The organism is Halorubrum salinum (genome assembly GCF_024494575.1).
GTDB classification, from domain to species: Archaea; Halobacteriota; Halobacteria; order Halobacteriales; family Haloferacaceae; genus Halorubrum; species Halorubrum salinum.
Window position 1 is genome coordinate 39,166 of sequence record NZ_JANHDO010000004.1, and the last position, 16,230, is coordinate 55,395.

The 16,230-nt window shown below is 61.9% G+C and carries 16 protein-coding genes; 8 read left to right on the forward strand and 8 right to left on the reverse strand.

Annotated elements, in window-relative coordinates:
• Positions 1-269: 269 nt before the first annotated feature.
• Together NO930_RS10955 and NO930_RS10960 are read right to left on the reverse strand one after the other, a co-directional pair.
• Complete coding sequence (locus NO930_RS10955; RefSeq protein ID WP_137783818.1) at positions 270-449, reverse strand: HEWD family protein; 180 nt, start codon at positions 447-449, stop codon at positions 270-272.
• 64 nt (positions 450-513) lie between these two features.
• Positions 514-3,642 carry a hypothetical protein gene (locus NO930_RS10960; protein ID WP_256403500.1) on the reverse strand — a complete coding sequence of 1,043 codons (3,129 nt, stop codon included), beginning with the start codon at positions 3,640-3,642 and terminating at the stop codon, positions 514-516.
• A 315-nt stretch (positions 3,643-3,957) separates the two neighbouring features.
• Here NO930_RS10960 and NO930_RS10965 point away from each other — a divergent pair, with 315 nt between their 5' ends.
• Complete coding sequence (locus tag NO930_RS10965; protein ID WP_137783505.1) at positions 3,958-4,698, forward strand: hypothetical protein; 741 nt, start codon at positions 3,958-3,960, stop codon at positions 4,696-4,698.
• A 56-nt stretch (positions 4,699-4,754) separates the two neighbouring features.
• Here NO930_RS10965 and NO930_RS10970 read toward each other — a convergent pair whose 3' ends face one another.
• Together NO930_RS10970 and NO930_RS10975 are read right to left on the reverse strand one after the other, a co-directional pair.
• Positions 4,755-5,354: a DUF7097 family protein gene (locus NO930_RS10970; RefSeq protein ID WP_256403501.1), complete on the reverse strand. Its 600-nt coding sequence runs from the start codon at positions 5,352-5,354 to the stop codon at positions 4,755-4,757.
• A 91-nt stretch (positions 5,355-5,445) separates the two neighbouring features.
• Entirely contained in the window at positions 5,446-6,792 is a 1,347-nt protein-coding gene (locus NO930_RS10975; RefSeq protein ID WP_256403502.1) for an alkaline phosphatase family protein, read from the reverse strand.
• Positions 6,793-6,912: 120 nt separating this feature from the next.
• On the opposite strand from NO930_RS10975, the gene NO930_RS10980 reads away from it, so the two are divergent.
• The 3 genes from NO930_RS10980 to NO930_RS10990 all read left to right on the forward strand — a co-directional run bounded on the left by NO930_RS10980 (position 6,913) and on the right by NO930_RS10990 (position 9,186).
• Positions 6,913-7,890, forward strand: coding sequence for a PhzF family phenazine biosynthesis protein (locus NO930_RS10980; protein ID WP_256403503.1), 978 nt, complete (start codon positions 6,913-6,915; stop codon positions 7,888-7,890).
• Positions 7,891-7,946: 56 nt separating this feature from the next.
• A complete protein-coding gene (locus NO930_RS10985; protein ID WP_137784576.1) occupies positions 7,947-8,141 on the forward strand; it encodes a DUF7333 family protein in 195 nt (64 codons plus the stop codon).
• Positions 8,142-8,235: 94 nt separating this feature from the next.
• Positions 8,236-9,186 (forward strand): calcium/sodium antiporter, encoded by a 951-nt coding sequence (locus tag NO930_RS10990; protein ID WP_256403504.1) that lies wholly within the window; start codon positions 8,236-8,238, stop codon positions 9,184-9,186.
• A gap of 7 nt (positions 9,187-9,193) precedes the next feature.
• On the opposite strand, the gene NO930_RS10995 is transcribed toward NO930_RS10990, so the two are convergent.
• Positions 9,194-10,303 (reverse strand): OBG GTPase family GTP-binding protein, encoded by a 1,110-nt coding sequence (locus NO930_RS10995; protein ID WP_256403505.1) that lies wholly within the window; start codon positions 10,301-10,303, stop codon positions 9,194-9,196.
• A gap of 166 nt (positions 10,304-10,469) precedes the next feature.
• Here NO930_RS10995 and NO930_RS11000 point away from each other — a divergent pair, with 166 nt between their 5' ends.
• Positions 10,470-10,670 carry a VNG_1110C family protein gene (locus tag NO930_RS11000; protein ID WP_137784345.1) on the forward strand — a complete coding sequence of 67 codons (201 nt, stop codon included), beginning with the start codon at positions 10,470-10,472 and terminating at the stop codon, positions 10,668-10,670.
• A gap of 96 nt (positions 10,671-10,766) precedes the next feature.
• Here NO930_RS11000 and NO930_RS11005 read toward each other — a convergent pair whose 3' ends face one another.
• The gene (locus NO930_RS11005) at positions 10,767-11,219 is read right to left on the reverse strand and encodes a hypothetical protein (protein ID WP_256403506.1); all 453 of its coding nucleotides are present in this window, start codon (positions 11,217-11,219) and stop codon (positions 10,767-10,769) included.
• Between the two features lie 147 nt (positions 11,220-11,366).
• On the opposite strand from NO930_RS11005, the gene coxB reads away from it, so the two are divergent.
• From coxB to NO930_RS11020, 3 genes are all read left to right on the forward strand, one after another.
• On the forward strand, positions 11,367-12,140 hold the full coding sequence (gene coxB / locus NO930_RS11010) for a cytochrome c oxidase subunit II (RefSeq protein WP_137784474.1): 774 nt from the start codon (positions 11,367-11,369) through the stop codon (positions 12,138-12,140).
• Positions 12,137-14,635 carry a cbb3-type cytochrome c oxidase subunit I gene (locus tag NO930_RS11015; protein ID WP_256403507.1) on the forward strand — a complete coding sequence of 833 codons (2,499 nt, stop codon included), beginning with the start codon at positions 12,137-12,139 and terminating at the stop codon, positions 14,633-14,635. The genes coxB and NO930_RS11015 overlap by 4 nt, the downstream gene beginning before the upstream one ends.
• A gap of 149 nt (positions 14,636-14,784) precedes the next feature.
• On the forward strand, positions 14,785-14,925 hold the full coding sequence (locus NO930_RS11020; RefSeq protein ID WP_256403508.1) for a hypothetical protein: 141 nt from the start codon (positions 14,785-14,787) through the stop codon (positions 14,923-14,925).
• 92 nt (positions 14,926-15,017) lie between these two features.
• Here the strand turns inward: NO930_RS11020 and NO930_RS11025 are convergent, their stop codons facing one another.
• Positions 15,018-15,767 carry a GNAT family N-acetyltransferase gene (locus NO930_RS11025; protein ID WP_137784660.1) on the reverse strand — a complete coding sequence of 250 codons (750 nt, stop codon included), beginning with the start codon at positions 15,765-15,767 and terminating at the stop codon, positions 15,018-15,020.
• 96 nt (positions 15,768-15,863) lie between these two features.
• Positions 15,864-16,139: a cytochrome C oxidase subunit IV family protein gene (locus tag NO930_RS11030; RefSeq protein ID WP_256403509.1), complete on the reverse strand. Its 276-nt coding sequence runs from the start codon at positions 16,137-16,139 to the stop codon at positions 15,864-15,866.
• Positions 16,140-16,230 lie beyond the last annotated feature (91 nt).

Genomic DNA, 16,230 nt, shown 5'->3' on the forward strand with positions numbered 1-16,230 from the left:
GGGGTGGTAATCATTGTACACACATTAGGGAATATAATGTAATAATCCATCAGGGGTATGTACCCAACGCATTACAAGACGATCGGCGAAAAGCGGCCAGCAGAACTGAACTGTGCCAGTATAACTCACTCACTACCGAATAATTCGTCAGGAAACACCGGCGATCGGTTCCGGAACAACATCTGAGTATGTAGACGGGGCGGAACGACTGCGCCGACACCAGTCTATATCTCGGAGAGTCACTCGCGGCGGGAGTCTACCGACCGCGATCACAGCGATTCCGACTCTTCGATCGGCGTGAACGATCCGTTGATGTCCCACTCGTGGATGCAATACACGTCGCCGGGCTCATCTGCAATCTGCCAGCCGTCGCGATCGTCGTCCCACCGCTCCGTGCGACCGCACAGCTCGCACTCACGCTCTCGCGGCGGCGTGATAGTGACGCTCATGGTACGAGAAAGGCACCGATACAGCAAAAGGATACCGCTGTCCGCGCTCGTCTTCCCGAGACAGTCACGGTTCGAGCGCCCGTCGACGGATCGCGACCCACCCGAAGAGGATGACGGAAAGGAGCGTAGCGAGCGGACCGAAACCCGCGACGTCCTCTGCGGTCGCCCGAATCGGTGCGTTCTCGTACGTCGGGGTCGCGACGCGTCTCGTCGGGTCTGTAGTCGTATCCGGGTTCGTAGCGACGTCACGCGCCGTCGCGGTACCACCGTCGATCCCGAGGCCGCGGCCCGCACCGCTCCCCGCGGCGCGATCGGACACGATCATCGCCGCGACGACCGACATCGATAGAGATCGCGTCTCTGACACGTCTCGAACGTCCGCCGCCGGTCGAGTGCCGAAGCGCTCCCCGTTCTGGGAGGGTAACTGCCACCTCGCGGTGTCCTCTGACGACCACAGGCGACTGTATCCACCCGAGCGGGTACCACCACCGCCACCCGAACCGGATCCCCCTCCGACGCTTCCACCTCCTCCGCTGCCGCCACCACCAGTGACGCTACCGCCACTGCCGCCACCGCCCCCGGCGACAGCACCGCCACCGCCACCCGCGGCACCGCCACCACCAGCCGAAGCACCGCCTCCACCGGTGACGCTATCGGGTTCGCCGCTTCCGTCCGCTTCGTCCGGGTTGCGTACGGTGTCTACCGCCTCGAACGTCACCGTCGTCGAGACGGTGTGATCGGCGTCCGGATCGGACGTAGCGTCCCGCAAAGTGTCGTCCGTGACGCGGAACGTGGCGGTGAACGACTCGCCGTCGTCCGGCGTGTCGTCCGTCGCCAGTGCTCCGTCACCCTCCGCGACGACAAACAGCCCCTGACCGTCGAGGTACACGGACGAGTTGTCGGGCACGCTCCCGACGTCGTCCGTCTGAACCGCCGTACCCATTGACCCGGTCGGGGCGATGCCGAACTGAACGCCGTCGAGTCGAGCGAGGTCACGACCCGTGGCGAGAGAGACGTTTCTCGCGGCGGGCAGTCCGGTGAGTCCCGACGCGTTCACCGCGTACACGACGGTGTCGTCCGGCCGGATCGTCGACGATGACGCAACCGTTCCGACAGCGATCGCATCCCTAACCGCGGCGGCGGAATCGAACTCCGAAGCGTCGACCTGGTCCGTCGTGTACGACGTCACGCCCTCCGTCGACCGATCTCCGAGAGTTACGAACGTCCTATCGGCCGTCGTGACCGCTCCGTATTCGGATCGAACTGCGATCTCGTAGGTTCCCGGTGAGAAGGCCCCATCGTCCGTCGATACGGTCACCGATTCAACGGTTGCTCCCGGCCCCGCTGTGACCAGTTCGTCGCTCAGGGAGGCGTTTCTCGCGGCGTACGTGTTGAATCGGATCGGCGTTGTGCCTTGAGTAGGAGTCGAAAGTTCGACAGTTGCAACGTTCTGAGTATCCCTCTCTACTTCTACGGTTGATTCGTCATATGTCCCAGACAATTCAAGCAAAAAATTTGATCCGATCTCAGTTTTGTTTTGCATATCCGGCACATTAATGGCTAGATCCTGATGTTCAATCACGTCGAGTCTTTGAGATATAGTTTGATTCGAGTCAACATCGGTTATATTTAACTCATATGTGCCGGGGATAGGTGGTGAGATTACTTGTTTAAGCTGTGTCTTATTATTTATATCAAATTCTCTTTTGTGGACAGATGATGAATTTATTTCAGAATACGTCAAAGTGATATGTCTACCTACCGAATCAGAATTGAAGTGTATTATTTGCTCTGCAGTTGTCACAGTGCTTGAAGCCTCAGGATCAAAAGAAGTGTTTGTTAAACTAAGTATGTTTTCACCAAAGAGCGAACTACTATTAATTATGTAATCTCCCTCTCTAGTTTGAGAACTATTAAACACGGAAACATTTTGTGAGGTATATGCCGGAAAAACATGCGCATTACCGCGAACAAGCTCAAGATCTCCTAGATTATTTGCTTCCGAATAAAATCCGAAATTTATATTATTTGGAACTGATGTATTTTTTGGGATATCAATTAGATGGCTGATTCTGATTGGGACATAATTACTTTTGGAAATGAACGGACCTCCTGTATTTGATGTGACATTCTCTATAGAAACAGCGCTAATGTGTGGTTGCTCAGGATCAGAAGTTTCTGCTGTGTATAAGAACAGCTTTAGCTTATTCTCATATACCTCATACTCACCAAAACTTTCTGATATTTGGATTGTTGAGGGTGGATGATCAAAATACTCTACCGTTATATTTCCGTTATTGCCGCTTAGATTTGTATTAAACTCGAATAGTAGTGTATTCTGTGGCTGAGAGTCTTCACTAGGAGCAGTCTGGTAGTATATGGGTTCTTGTACGAGCTCAATCGGAATTGGCGCTGTTATTGTGGCGGTGGCCATCGCATGTATTGTCTGCTTATCAGGTCCATAGTTATCGGGATGAGCGGTGACTGCGATCTCTGTTGTCCCTTCAATTAGACTATCATCTATTGTAATCGCCGTTTTTTCACCCTGAACCTGTCCAAGAGGTGTATCCAAGTTCCCTTTAGAAGACAAGTTCCACACTAGAATGTAGTCAGATGTTTTGTTAGTTAAATGAACATTTTCTATGGTAACTGATCCATTATTTCGGTCGTATAATCGAGGACCAGTCGTGATTTCAGCGGAAGAGTGGATTTTGAATGAAATGTCCTCTTTTTGTTCATCCTGCTCAACTACATATCTGATCTCATCATCAATCTCGGTGGTATCAGCCCTATATTTTGAGATGGATGTGCTATCGATATCAGTTATTACCACGTCAAATTTATCTAGGCTAGTGATTGCAGAGCTTTTGACAATTATTGTAGCATCCGAGCTACTCGGATTTTTTATAAATACTTCCTCAGCTTTGGTCGACTCACCATTAATTAACTTATACGATGAAGGGTCTTGAGAAAGTATTGCACCCCGTTGAGCTAATTCACCAACATTGATCTTAACGTCGTGGGACGTGCTGTAAATATTAATTCCGCTAATCGTTTGTTCTTCGTTTGATGAGACTGTGATGTCATTAACTCCGTCTACGCTCCACAAAAACCCGGATGCAGGTGTAGTAATAATACCAATCAGACCAATAACCACAACCAGAATCAGTGTAACGGTCACGAAGATCGGCACGTACCGAGATAAATTTGTCAGGTCCATATTGTTCGTGTAGTGCGACCGGACCTACAGCTAAGGGACCCTAACGCCGGAATTGTTGCGTCACGAGTCAATCACGTAACCGAAGTCTCACGTCGCGGATGGTTGAACTCGGTTGGATGATTTATATATCAGTTGCGAATGATGATGTTTCGCTCGTCAAAAACGATCGGCAGGATAGGTGTGGGCAGCGTTATCGTATCTAAGTCCTCGAAGCGGCCGAAGGCACAAAGTTCACGGTGTCCCGTGCGCGAGGTGGTGCAAATGGAACGCCGAGGACAAACCGGGCTGGTGGAAGCGCTCCTCCTTGACGTGGTCCGGCTCCACGAGACGTGGATGGAGGTCGTCTTCCCGAGGCAACTGGACCCGAGCACGGTGTTGGGGAAATGGAAACCGGAGACGACCGTACAGACCATCGGGTACAACCTCTGGGCCGTGCTCGGTGCACCGCTCGTGGCCATCGCGTATCCGCTCCTCCTCGTCGGGTTCGCCACGCGATACTACGCCGCAAAACTCGACTCGGCAGTCGCGCGGTTCGGCGTCGCCGGCGCGGTCCTCGTCGCGACGGTCGTCTGGGGCTCTCTCACGCTCATCGCGCACCTCCAACTCCCGACCGACGTGATGCTCGGAATTGGGGGTGCCAGCATCGTTGCAGTCGTCTCGGCCGGTCTCGCAGCCGGGTTCTCGAAAATCGGTGGACGGTACGTGAGCGTCCTCCTCGCGTATCCGTTCGCGATGACCGCGATCTTCCTTCCACCGGTCGTTGCAGCGCTTCTCACGCCGTCGATTTCGGACATCGTGCTCGATCCGAGCTACGAACTCGCACGGTGGATCCTCGACACGTTCCTCGCGGTAGGCGGAATCAACGAGACGCTCCGTGGAGCGTTCGATCTGGAGACGTTCGGCGCACAGTGGGGCATCCCCGGACTGGGATACGTTCTGATGTGGGTCGGAATCTCGATCCCGTTGGGATGGTTCCTCGGGCTTCTCGTCTCGTTCGCGAACCTCATCCGCCCGAAACCAGACGCTTAGCGGCGTCTCAGGCCGTCTGACACCTCTGATCTAGGTCCTGTCCTCCGGGATTCCGTTCAGCCGTCCGATTCGTCTCGCCGGTCGGCTCGATCGCGGCGCTGACTCGCCGTCTCGAACGGTGACTCCGAGCGGGTCTTGCGACGCCGCCCCTCCCGCTCCGCGATCGCCTCGGGGTCAGGGCTCGCGTCGTCGTCGATCCGTGCGAACGAGCGGTGAACTTTCGTGTGACACCAGCGACAGAGCGCGACGGTGATCTCGTGAGGGCCGGCGTCGACGTCGCCAGTCTCACCGCTGTCGCCCGCCGATCTGCCCTCCGTGTGTCCGTGCTCGGCCTGCGTGCGTCCGTACGACAGGTGGTGTTCCTCGACCAGCGGGCGAGCGTCGTCGTGTGCTAACCGGACCTCGGATACTCCGCACCGCAGACATTCGCGCCCGTCGGTCGTCGATCGGTAGTGCGGACAGGCCTTCCACCTCCGGTCCGATCCGACGTAGCAAGCGTATCCGTTCGCGCGCCTGTCCGCGGCGAACTCGGGATCGTCTCCGGTCCGCTCCAACGCGAAGCGGCAGCGACCGTCGTCGGTGAGGTGATCGCAGACCCCGGCGGCCGCGTACGGATCGTCGACGCCGACGGGAGTGCCGTCCGGCGTGTATTCCATGTTATCGCAATCGCCCGCGGGTTACTTCAACCCTCGCGGTCGGTGGGGAACGAGTCGTTCGAGCGGGTACACGATGTCCGCGGCCGGGGACCTAAACGAGGCTCGCGCCGTCGAGGTCGGTCCGACCGTACTCGACGTCGAGGAGCCTGAGGAGGGTGGGTGCGACGTCGAGTAAGTCCGCGTCTTCGACCTTCGCGTCCGGGTGGTCGACGAACAGTCCGGCGTCTTCGAAAGTGTGCATTCCCGTCCGCGGGCCGTCGGAGTCGAACACGCGGTCGTGCGGGCGGAAGCCGGACTTGAGGTCGAACCCCTCGTTCGGGATGACGACGAGGTCGGGAGCGATCTCGTCGTGGTCGCCGCGGAACACCGTCTCGCGCTCGACGACGCGTTTCGCGACGGGCCTCCCGTTCGGGCCTTCCCACGACCTGAGGTCTTCTTGGAGTTCGGCACGGACGGCTTCGTACTCGGAGGCGGGAACGGCTCCCGTTGGCTCGCGGTCCTCCAAGTTGAGGTAAAACCGGCCGGGGACGAGCGAGTACGCCCGAGTGTCGTCGTCGATGTCGGAGAGCGTGTCGTGGTCGTCGTCGCCATACGAGAGCCACCCCTCTCGTTCGAGCCACTCGTTGCAGTACACGTCGTGTCGGAGTCGCGTGAATCCGTGCGTGGACCCGACGACGAGAACGACGTCGTCCGGAAGGCGTCCGCGAATCGCTCCGATGTGATCGTCGAGGGCGGCGTAAAACGAGAGGAAGTCGTCGCGGTACGTTCCGTCGTCAGTGTAGTCTCCCCACAAGAAATGGTTCACCCGATCCGGTGCAGTGAACACGCCGAAAAACAGGTCCCAGTCGTCCTCGGCGAGGTAGTGCGAGAAGGCGTCGTAACGGGCGTCGAGCGTTTCCCGGGCGTGCTCGATGAAGTCGGACTTGTCGGGTCTGTGCCCGAGCTTCGCGTTGACCGAGAGTCGATAGTCGCTCTCGGCGAGGCGTTCGCGAAGCTCGTCGGGGTGGGCGGCCGCGTCGATGTCCGGCGAGAGATAGCCGGAGACCATCCGCTGGACGGTCCGCTGTGGCGGGAAGGTGACCGGGACGTTCATCACCGTCGCGTCGAGTCCCGCCTCCGTCGCGCGGTCCCACACGCGGGTCGCTTGCACGTCGCGACCCATCGGAACGTACGTGTCATAGGATCCGATCTCGCGGTCTTGAAACCCGTATACGCCGGTTTCGCCGGGGTTGACTCCACTCGCGAGCACCGGCCAGCACGCGCTCGAATCCGGCGGGACTGTGCTGTCGATCTGTCCCCCGTCGCCCTCGTCGGCGATCGCCGACAGCGTCGGGAACGTGTCCGGGTTGTCGACGACGAGACCGTGCGGGAGGCCGTCGACCCCGAGGAACGCCACTCGCGGAGTGTCGTTCCCTCGCAGCCGGTCAAAGAGACCCATACCACCCCATCTGCCGTTGAGGCCAAAAGGGTTCACATCGGACGCCGGTACGAGAACGTGCCGGGACGTCGGCGAATCCGTCCTCGGGAGTCTTTTGCGTCCGGCCGCAGAGGTGCACCCATGGAGACGCGACGCGCGCTGCTCGTCGACGCATTCACTGACGAACCGCTGGAGGGGAACGTCGCCGGGGTCGTCCCCGGCGCAGCGGGGATGAGCGACGACCGGATGGCACGGATCGCCGCAGAACTCGGTGCGTCCGAGACCGCGTTCCTCGTCGGGTCGGGCGACCGAGGGGGCGATGAAAACGGCCGAAAAGACGACGACAGCGACGCGACCGACACGGCCAACGAGCGGGTCCGGTATTTCACTCCCACGACGGAGGTGGACCTGTGCGGCCACGCGACCATCGCGAGCTACGGAGCGCTGTACGCGGACGGGGCGATCGACGCGGGAGAGCGAACGCTCCGGACGAACGTCGGCGACCTCGAGATCCGGATCGACGACGACGGGACCGTCTGGATGGGCCAAGATTCACCGACCGTCGACGTGGTCGGGGCAGAGGCGCTCGGCGCGGACCGGCTCGGAGACGCGCTCGGCGTCGACCCGGCGGCGCTCGCCGACATCGGTGCAGACCTCCCGGTCGCCGTCGCGTCGACCGGGCTCCCGTGGCTCGTCGTGCCCGTGAACTTCCTCCAACGCCTCGGTGAAGCCGATCCGGACTCGGCCGCGATCGAGAGGATATCGGAGGAGTTCGACGTCGCAGGCGTGTACGCGTTCACGTTCGACACGCTTGAGGCCGAATCGACCGTGCACGGGCGGGCGTTCGCACCGGCCCTCGGAGTCGAGGAAGACCCCGTCACCGGAACGGCGAGCGGGGCCGTCGCAGGCTACCTCCGCGCCGCGGAGGCCTTCGACGGCGAGTTCCCCGAGGAACTGCGGTTCGAACAGGGTCACTTCCTCGACCGGCCGGGGCACGTCAGAGCCCGCGTCGACGGCGACGAGGTCCGCGTCGGTGGGACCGCGGTGACTGCCGCGGAGGTCGATCTCAGGCTGCCAGCAGACGACGGGGACGGCTCCGACGAGATACTCGAGGCGTGACCGCCTCGGTCGCTCGTCGGCCGAACTCTTAGGGTCACGGAAGCCGTATCACGCGTATGGACTTCGACTTGCCACGTGCGGCCGCGTTGCTGCTACTGATCGTCGCGATCGGAGCCGGCGGTCTGATCGGAGCCGGGATGATGCCGCTCCAGACGACGCTGATGATGGTCGTCCCCTCGATGCTCGTATTCGGAGCCGTGGCGTTCGCCATCGGCGTGAAACACGGGCAGTTCCGCTCGACGCGGGTCTGAGACCGTTCGGTCCCGGTACAACCGCGCCCGAGTCCGGCCGCAGGGTGGAGCCGGAACCGCGACGCTTTTTGAACGTCGTCGAGAACCGGGAGCCGTGCCTCTCGGCCCGCCACTAACCGAACTCCTGTTGCTCGCCGGCGGTGCCGCGCTCCTGTACCTCGGCGCCGAGCTGCTCGTTCAGGGTGCGAGCGACCTGGCGCTTGCGATCGGGCTGAAGGCGTCGACCGTCGGCGTCACCGTCGTCGCGTTCGCGACCACCACGCCCGAGCTGTTCGTCTCGCTTCTGGGCGCGATCACGGTGTCGACGGACACCGGGCTGGGCGCGATCGTGGGATCGAACGTCGCGAACATCGGTCTGGTGCTCGGCGTCTCCGCTATGATCCGGCCGCTCGATATCTCAGAGACGGTGTTGCGGCGACACGTCCCGTTCATGGTGCTCGCCGCGCTGCTTCTCGTCGGACTCGGCTGGGACGGACGCATCGGGGCGCTAGACGGCATCGTCCTCCTCGCCACGCTCGTCGGGTTCACCGTCGTTATCATGCGACGGATCCGACAGACGCAGTCGGCGATCACGGACGCGGAGCGACAGGGGATGCCCGACGCGAAGCTGCGAGACGTCGCCGCGGTCGGAGGCGGGCTCGTCGCGTTGGTCCTCGGCTCGCGCTGGCTCATCGACGGCGGACAGTCGCTCCTAGCGGCCGCCGGGTTCTCCGATTTGTTCATCGGACTCACGGTGCTCGCGCTCGGCACCTCGCTGCCAGAACTGGCCGCCAGCGTCGTCGCCGCCGTTCGCGGCGAGGCCGAGTTCAGCGTCGGCAACGTCGTCGGGTCCAACATCTACAACGTCCTCGCGGTCATCGGGATCGTCGCGCTCGTCACCCCGATCAGCGTGAGCCCGGGCGTGCGCGGGTTCGAGTTCCCTGCACTCCTCGCGTTCACCGCGCTGGTCGTCGGGTTGATGTACCGCCACGAGCGCGTCTCTCGGGCGGACGGAAGTATCCTCACCGGCGGTTATCTCCTCTTCGTCTACCTGCTGTTGCCGTGAGGCGAGGTCACTTCCGTGCGACGATCCGGAGGACGTCCTCGTCGGCGAGCTCGTGGCCTTTCCCGACCTGCTGGTCGTCGTGTTTCGCGCTCGGCCCGGAGACGCGGGCGAACTTGAACCGTTCGTCGAACTCGCCGCCGATCTTCTCGCAGGCGTCGCCGACGGTGTCGCCCTCGAAGAGGACGAGCGGCTCCTCGTAGTCGACGCCGCGGCCGGGCTTGTCCATGTAGATCCGGATGAGCCCGAGCTCCTCCCAGAGCCGCTCTTTGAGCCCGTCGAGTCCGAGCTCCTCCTCCGCGGAGATGAAGATGACGTCGTCGGGGTCGAGGTCCCGGTCGCGAAGCTCGGATTTGACCGTCGGGAGGTACTCCTTGTCGATGAGGTCGGCTTTGTTCACCGTGACCATCGACGGGAGGTACTCCCGGTTGTCCATCACGGCGTCGACGAGCTCGTCGATCGTGAGGTCGTGGGGGATGGTCACCTTCGCGTTGACGTAGCCGTACTCGCGGAGCACCTGCTTTACCGTGTCCTCGTCGAGGCTCACCTCGTCGCTCATCGTCACCCCGATGCCGTCCTTGTGCGTCTTCCGGATGTTGATGTTCGGGGGGTCCGTGTCGAGCCGGATGTTCGTGTTGTACAGCTCCTCACTGAGGCGGTCGTACTGTTCGATCTCGAAGACGGAGAGGACGTACACGACCAGGTCGGCGGTGCGGACGACGGAGAGCACTTCCTTGCCGCCTCCGCGTCCGCCCGCCGCACCCTCGATCAGTCCGGGCACGTCGAGGATCTGGATGTTGGCACCGCGGTACATCAGCATCCCCGGATTGACGTCGAGCGTCGTGAACTCGTAGGAGCCGACCTCGCTGTCGGCGTTAGTGAGGGCGTTGATGAGCGTCGACTTGCCCACGCTCGGGAACCCGACGAGCGCGACCGTGGCGTCGCCGTGCTTCTCGACGGCGTACCCGTGACCGCCGCCGGCGGAGGACTGGTTCTCCAGCTTCTCCTTTTTTTCCGCGAGCTTCGCCTTCAGCCGCCCGATGTGTGCCTCGGTGGACTTGTTGTAGGGCGTCTCGGCGATCTCCTCGCGGAGGTCCTCGATCTCTTCCTCCAGTCCCATTGGCGAACAGTCGGCCGTTCGGCTCGTTAAAGGTGTTCTTTCTGCCCGCCGGATCGGTTCCCGGCTGGCGGTGAGGCTCCCGGCCGACCGCGTCCATCGGTGACGGCCGTCGTGTCGATGTTTCGACACGGTTATATTCGGCCCGTCGGATCACCCTGCACGCCGAATGCCCGACCCGTCGAGCCTCCGTGACAGCACGCAGATCGTCCTCCCGCGTCGCGCGCTCGACGGTCTCCGTGACCGGCTCTGCGAGCGGTTCACCGTGACAGTCGTCGAGTCGGACGAGTGCTCCCGCATCATCGGGAGTCCGGTCGAGATCAAAGCGGCGAGCGACTACCTCGCGCGAAGGGGCGTGGCCGTCGCGTGAGTTGACCACAGAAGAGAGCCGCAGTTGGATGTGTCGCCGTCGGATGCTGCTACGGCCGCGATGCCTGCAGAATTTCGGTGAGACGGTGGTCCGGCGTCAGCCGATGATACCGACGAGGAGCTGGACCACGATGACGACGAGGAACACCAGACCGGTCGCGAACGATCCGGCCGCGACGCCGTGGGCGTTTCCGAGCCCGCGTCCACGTGCGGAAAAGTACGCGCCGAGGAAGACGAATCCGACGAGGAGCAGTCCGACGGCCGCATAGACGAGCGAGAGGAGCGTCCCGGCGAGCGCCTCGGGAATCCCGAAGCTGCCGACGGCGAGAAGCGTCACCGCGCCCACGCCCACGGTTATCGCGAGGAATCCGACCGCCCAGACGATCGGCGTTCCGGCGACCTCTTTCAGCGCTTCGGTGACCGCGGCGTACCGATCCTGTTCGCCCGCGCCGGGAGCCGTTCGTTGCGCGCCGATCCGCGCCACAGCGAGGAACGTAGCGACGACGAGCAGCCCCATCAGTGCCGTGCTCAAGAGGGTGAGTGAGACCATGGTGAGTTCGTTGTTGTCCCGTCCGTTCGCGCGTACAAATAGCCTTCGACACGTTCGGTTTCAGGCCGGGGAGCGTCACACACCGACCTGCTACACAAGAGCTAAGTGTGCCATCGCCAAGGAGGGTACAAGAGCAGACAGACGAACATGATAGATACAGTGATACTGCAACAGGGAACCGGCTGGCGGGCACAGGCGGAGGTCTTCGATGAGATCTTCTTCGTCTTCCTCGCGCTGGGCACCCTCATCGGTACGATCGTCGTCTCGTACACGCTGTGGAACGTGTACAAATACCGCGACGACGGCGGAGAGCCGAAAGACGACTTCGACGCACCGGTCGTCGGCGAGCTCCCGACGGGACAGGGCGGTCCAAAAGCGAAGAAACTCTTCCTCTCGTTCGGGCTGAGCGCCATCGTCGTCATCAGCCTCGTCGTGTACGCGTACGGGATCCTCCTCTACGTCGAAGAGGGGCCCGACACGGGCGATGAAGGCGACATCGAGATTCTCGTCGAAGGGTATCAGTTCGGCTGGGAGTACGAGTACCCGAACGGTCACACGGAGACCGGCGAGATGATCGTTCCGGCCGACCAGCGGATCGACATCGAGGTGACGTCGAGAGACGTGTGGCACAACTTCGGCTCCTCGGAGTTGCGGATAAAATCGGACGCTATCCCCGGAGAGACCAACAGCAACTGGTTCTCTGTGAGTTCCGAGGAGGTCGAAGCACAGGGCGGCGAAGCGACGTACATGGTCGAGTGCTTCGAGCTCTGCGGCTCGGGGCACTCGGCGATGAAGGGACAGATAACCGTGATTCCACAGGATGAATGGGAAGAATGGTACGCCGGGACCGGCGAAGAGAACGCTAACGGCGAGAACGCCACCAGTATCGACGGCACGACTGCCGGGGGTGTTCCCGCATGAGTGAGCTTCCGCCGACGACCTCGGTGAAGCGCTGGCTCGTCACGACGAACCACAAGGACATCGGTATCTTGTACACGATCACCGCGTTGTTCTTCCTGCTTTTCGGCGGGGTCCTCGCGCTGCTCATCCGGGTACAGCTGTGGGACCCGGCGAATCAGGTCCTCTCCGGGCTCGCGTACAACGAGGCCGTCACCGCTCACGGGCTGATAATGGTGTTCTGGTTCCTCTCGCCGTTCGGGTTCGGGTTCGCGAACTACTTCGTGCCCCTGCAGATCGGTGCTGACGACCTCGCGTTCCCGCGGCTGAACGCGCTCTCGTACTGGATGTACCTGTTCTCGGGCGTCCTCCTCGGGATCAGCTTCTTCCAGGGCGGCACGCTGAACGCGGGGTGGACGATGTACGCGCCCCTCAACGTTCCGATGTACACGCCGAGCATCGGGTCGACGGGGGCAGTGCTCGCGCTCGCGATGTTCGTCATCGGCGTCACCGCGTCGACGGTGAACTTCCTCACGTCGATCCACCACTCCCGGGCCGAGGGAATGGGGATCATGGACATGCCGATGTTCACGTGGTCGATGCTCGCGACGGTGTGGATGATGCTGTTCGCGTTCGCGGCGCTTCTCGCCGTCGGCCTCATCCTCGCGTCTGACCGCGTGCTCGGGAGCGTCTACTTCTCCGCGACGGAGGGAGGGTCGCTCCTGTGGGGCCACCTGTTCTGGTTCTTCGGTCACCCGGAAGTGTACATCGTGTTCTTCCCGGCGCTCGGCGCGATGTTGGAGCTGTTCCAGACGTTCTCCGGACGTCGGCTCGTCGGCCGGAAGTGGGTCATCATCTCCATCTGTCTGATCTCGGTCCAGTCGTTCCTCGTGTGGATGCACCACATGTTCCTGACGACGATCAACCTCGAGATCAAGACGCTGATGATGGCGACTACTATCGGGATATCGCTCCCGTTCGACCTGGTCGTCTTCTCGCTCATCTACACGCTGATCAAGGGGCGGATACAGTTCACGACGCCGTTCCTCTTCGCGTTCGGTGCGCTGCTCCTGTTCATCCTCGGCGGCATCACCGGCGTCTTCCTCGGCGCTATCGTGCTTGACTACGAGTTCCGCGGCACCTACTGGGTGGTCGCGCACTTCCACTACGTGATGTTCGGGGGCGCGACGGCGCTGTTCGGCGCGGCGTACTACTGGTTCCCGAAGATGACGGGGAAGATGTACGACGAGCTGCTCGGTAAGATCCACTTCGTCATCTTCTTCATCGGGTTCAACGCGGTGTACTTCTCGATGTTCCTCGGCTGGGAGACCCCGCGCCGCGTCTTCGAGTACAACCCCGCGTTCCAGATCTACCACCAGATCGGGACGATCGGGGCGTTCATGCTCGGGTTCTCCTTCTTCATCATGTTCTACAACTTCGCGAAGTCGTACGTCTCCGGCCCGGACGCCGGCGCGAACCCGTGGGACTACTCACGGACCGCGGAGTGGGCGGTGCCGTCGCCTCCGCCGCTCGAAAACTGGTCGAACCGGCCCTCGTACGCGTCCGGGAAGCTGGAGTTCGTGAAAGACTACGTGCCGGACGGCGGTCCCGCGGTGAAGACCGACGATAACGGCGACGTCGCCACCGACGGCGGCGACAGCCACTCGGCGCACATCAAGGAGTACCCGTACTGGGACAAACACCCGAGCCACGCGAGCATATGGCCGCTCGCGCTCTCGTTCGCGCTCGGCGTGCTGTTCCTCGGGCTCTCCGGGTTCCACGACAACGTCGTCTTCGAGCTCGGTGAGTCGCTGGCGTCGACGACCGTGACGATATCGAACCCGGTCTACCCGATCCTCACCGTCGTGGGACTGGTGGGGCTCGTCGCGAGCGGCGTGAAGTGGGGGCTCGAAGACTTCTACGCGCCGCCGACCGAGTTCGCGGAACGCTGGCCGTTCAACGGCGTCGAGAAGGTCAAGCTGGGAATGTGGTTCTTCCTCGCCTCTGACGTGATCGTCTTCGGCGCGTTCCTGTCCGCGGCCATCTTCGTCCGTTACAACGCCGGCTGGCGCACGTGGTCGCCGCTGACCGAGTCGCTGCCGGGGCTCATCAACACGTTCGTGCTCCTCACGTCGTCGTTCACCGTCATCCTCGCGCTCGTGGCCGCCCACCGGAAGAGCCGGCAGGGAGTGCTCGCGTCGCTCGGGGCGACCATCGCGCTCGGGTTCACGTTCCTCGCGATCAAGCTGTGGGAGTGGCACCACGAGATATACGACGTGGGCGTCACCATCGCACAGAACTCCCACGGTGACCCGATCCAGGCGTCGATCTACTACGTGACGACGGGGCTCCACGGGATCCACGTCGTCGGCGGTCTCCTGATCGCAATCTTCCTGTTCGTCAGGGCGTATCAGGGACACTACATGGAAGACGAGCGCCCGATCGAGTACTTCGGGCTCTACTGGCACTTCGTCGACATCGTCTGGGTGTTCATCTTCCCGCTGTTCTACCTCTTCTGAGGGGATCGCCCCCTCTCGCCGCGCTGCGTCGGGTGTCGGGACGTGACTCGTTGTTTTCGTCGTCGAATACGGTTCCCCGAGTGACTCACACGGCGGGAGGGCTGTGCCGTGCTCGGTGCGTTTATGTGGCGCAAACGCCGAGAGGGCGTATGTTCGGAGTGCCGACAGGCGAGTTTCTGTGGGGTGCCGCGTTCGCGGTGCTCGGGGTCGGATCGTGGGGGCTCGGGCTGGCGATCGCGTATCTACTGTACCGCCGGTGGCGCGGAGACGGCCCACGTAGCGACGACTGAGGAACGGACCGATACTGCGAATCGATGAAGAATTAATGTCACGCAGACAGCACTCTGACGCCCGACAGACGCATCGAACGACGGTGTGACGGTCAGTACGCGGCGTCCCACCGAGACGGCTTGCGGCGGTTCCCGCAGCCCGCACACTCCATTCGGTCCATGGTGTCGATGGCGATGTTGGTCCCCTCGCAGTTGCCACAGAAGTAGCCGTATCGTTGGTCCCTGTCGGGGTCGGCGTACGCGACGTAAAACGGTGCGAGCGATCCCCGCTCGCTCTCGTCGAAGGCGACGTAGATGCGCTCGCCGTCGTCGGTCTCGACGACGCCGTCGGAGATGCCGGTCAGCCGGCTGAGCTGTTTCCTGTACCCTCGCTCGTCGAACGTCTCTTGCCCGATCTCGACCGCGCGCTCGTCCACCAGTTCGTACCCTTCAGACTCGTAAAACACCGTTCCGGCCTCGTTGGTCGCGAGGACGCGAGCCTCGATGCGGTCGACGTCGGCGTCTTTCAGCTCCGATTCCACGAGCGCCAACAGCGCGGAGCCGATCCCCGACCCGCGGTGGTCCGGGTGGACGTGAAGCCAGTCGATCTCGCCGACGCGTTCACGGCGGCCGATCACGTAGCTCTCGGCGAACCCGACGACCTCGTCGTCGACGACGGCGACGGGACACACCGTCTCGTCGTCGTCGATGTCGTCGTCGAGGTCGGCCGGGTCGTACCACTCGTCCACCGCCTCTTCGAGGAGGGCTCGGTCGACTGCATGTTCGTAAGAAGCGAAGAGCGACTCGCGGGCGACTCGTCGGATCGCGTCGATGTCGTCGGTCGTGGCGGCTCGCAGTTCCATACCGCGATGTTCGACCGCGACTACAAAAAACACGCCCGAACGTGTCAAATCTCTCGGTCGAAGCGCCGGGAGCTCGACGGCGCGAGCGCGCGCCGATTACGAGATGGAGTACGTCGCGGCGGCCATAAGCAGCATGGTGAGCGCGAGCGCGAGCGCCATCACGTAGGTCAGAGAGCGGTTCTCCCAGCGGAGGTGCTGGAAGTACGCGACGATGAGCAGCGTCTTGACGGTCGCGATCACCAGCGTTCCGCCGAGCGCTTGCGCGTACGTGAACGCGAGGAAGTCGGCTTCGAAGAGAACGAAGTTGAGCGCGGCCGCGATCAGGAGCGCGACGTATATCGCCGAGTACAGTTTGAGCGAATCGGACGACATTGCTTGCTATCCCCTTCGTTCGTGTGCTTAAAGAATTAACCATCCGGGACCCGGCTCGCGGGCGTTCACCGACACCGAACCGTCAGCCGTC

Excerpts from the sequence above, each read along its gene's own strand:
- NO930_RS11020 (WP_256403508.1), top strand. The coding sequence starts at position 14,785 with ATGTTCGGAGTGCCGACAGGCGAGTTTCTGTGGGGTGCCGCGTTCGCG.
- NO930_RS11015 (WP_256403507.1), top strand. The coding sequence starts at position 12,137 with ATGAGTGAGCTTCCGCCGACGACCTCGGTGAAGCGCTGGCTCGTCACG.
- NO930_RS10995 (WP_256403505.1), bottom strand. The coding sequence starts at position 10,303 with ATGGGACTGGAGGAAGAGATCGAGGACCTCCGCGAGGAGATCGCCGAG.
- NO930_RS10980 (WP_256403503.1), top strand. The coding sequence starts at position 6,913 with ATGGAGACGCGACGCGCGCTGCTCGTCGACGCATTCACTGACGAACCG.
- NO930_RS11005 (WP_256403506.1), bottom strand. The coding sequence starts at position 11,219 with ATGGTCTCACTCACCCTCTTGAGCACGGCACTGATGGGGCTGCTCGTC.
- NO930_RS11030 (WP_256403509.1), bottom strand. The coding sequence starts at position 16,139 with ATGTCGTCCGATTCGCTCAAACTGTACTCGGCGATATACGTCGCGCTC.
- coxB (WP_137784474.1), top strand. The coding sequence starts at position 11,367 with ATGATAGATACAGTGATACTGCAACAGGGAACCGGCTGGCGGGCACAG.
- NO930_RS10970 (WP_256403501.1), bottom strand. The coding sequence starts at position 5,354 with ATGGAATACACGCCGGACGGCACTCCCGTCGGCGTCGACGATCCGTAC.
- NO930_RS10975 (WP_256403502.1), bottom strand. The coding sequence starts at position 6,792 with ATGGGTCTCTTTGACCGGCTGCGAGGGAACGACACTCCGCGAGTGGCG.
- NO930_RS11000 (WP_137784345.1), top strand. The coding sequence starts at position 10,470 with ATGCCCGACCCGTCGAGCCTCCGTGACAGCACGCAGATCGTCCTCCCG.
- NO930_RS10985 (WP_137784576.1), top strand. The coding sequence starts at position 7,947 with ATGGACTTCGACTTGCCACGTGCGGCCGCGTTGCTGCTACTGATCGTC.
- NO930_RS11025 (WP_137784660.1), bottom strand. The coding sequence starts at position 15,767 with ATGGAACTGCGAGCCGCCACGACCGACGACATCGACGCGATCCGACGA.
- NO930_RS10955 (WP_137783818.1), bottom strand. The coding sequence starts at position 449 with ATGAGCGTCACTATCACGCCGCCGCGAGAGCGTGAGTGCGAGCTGTGC.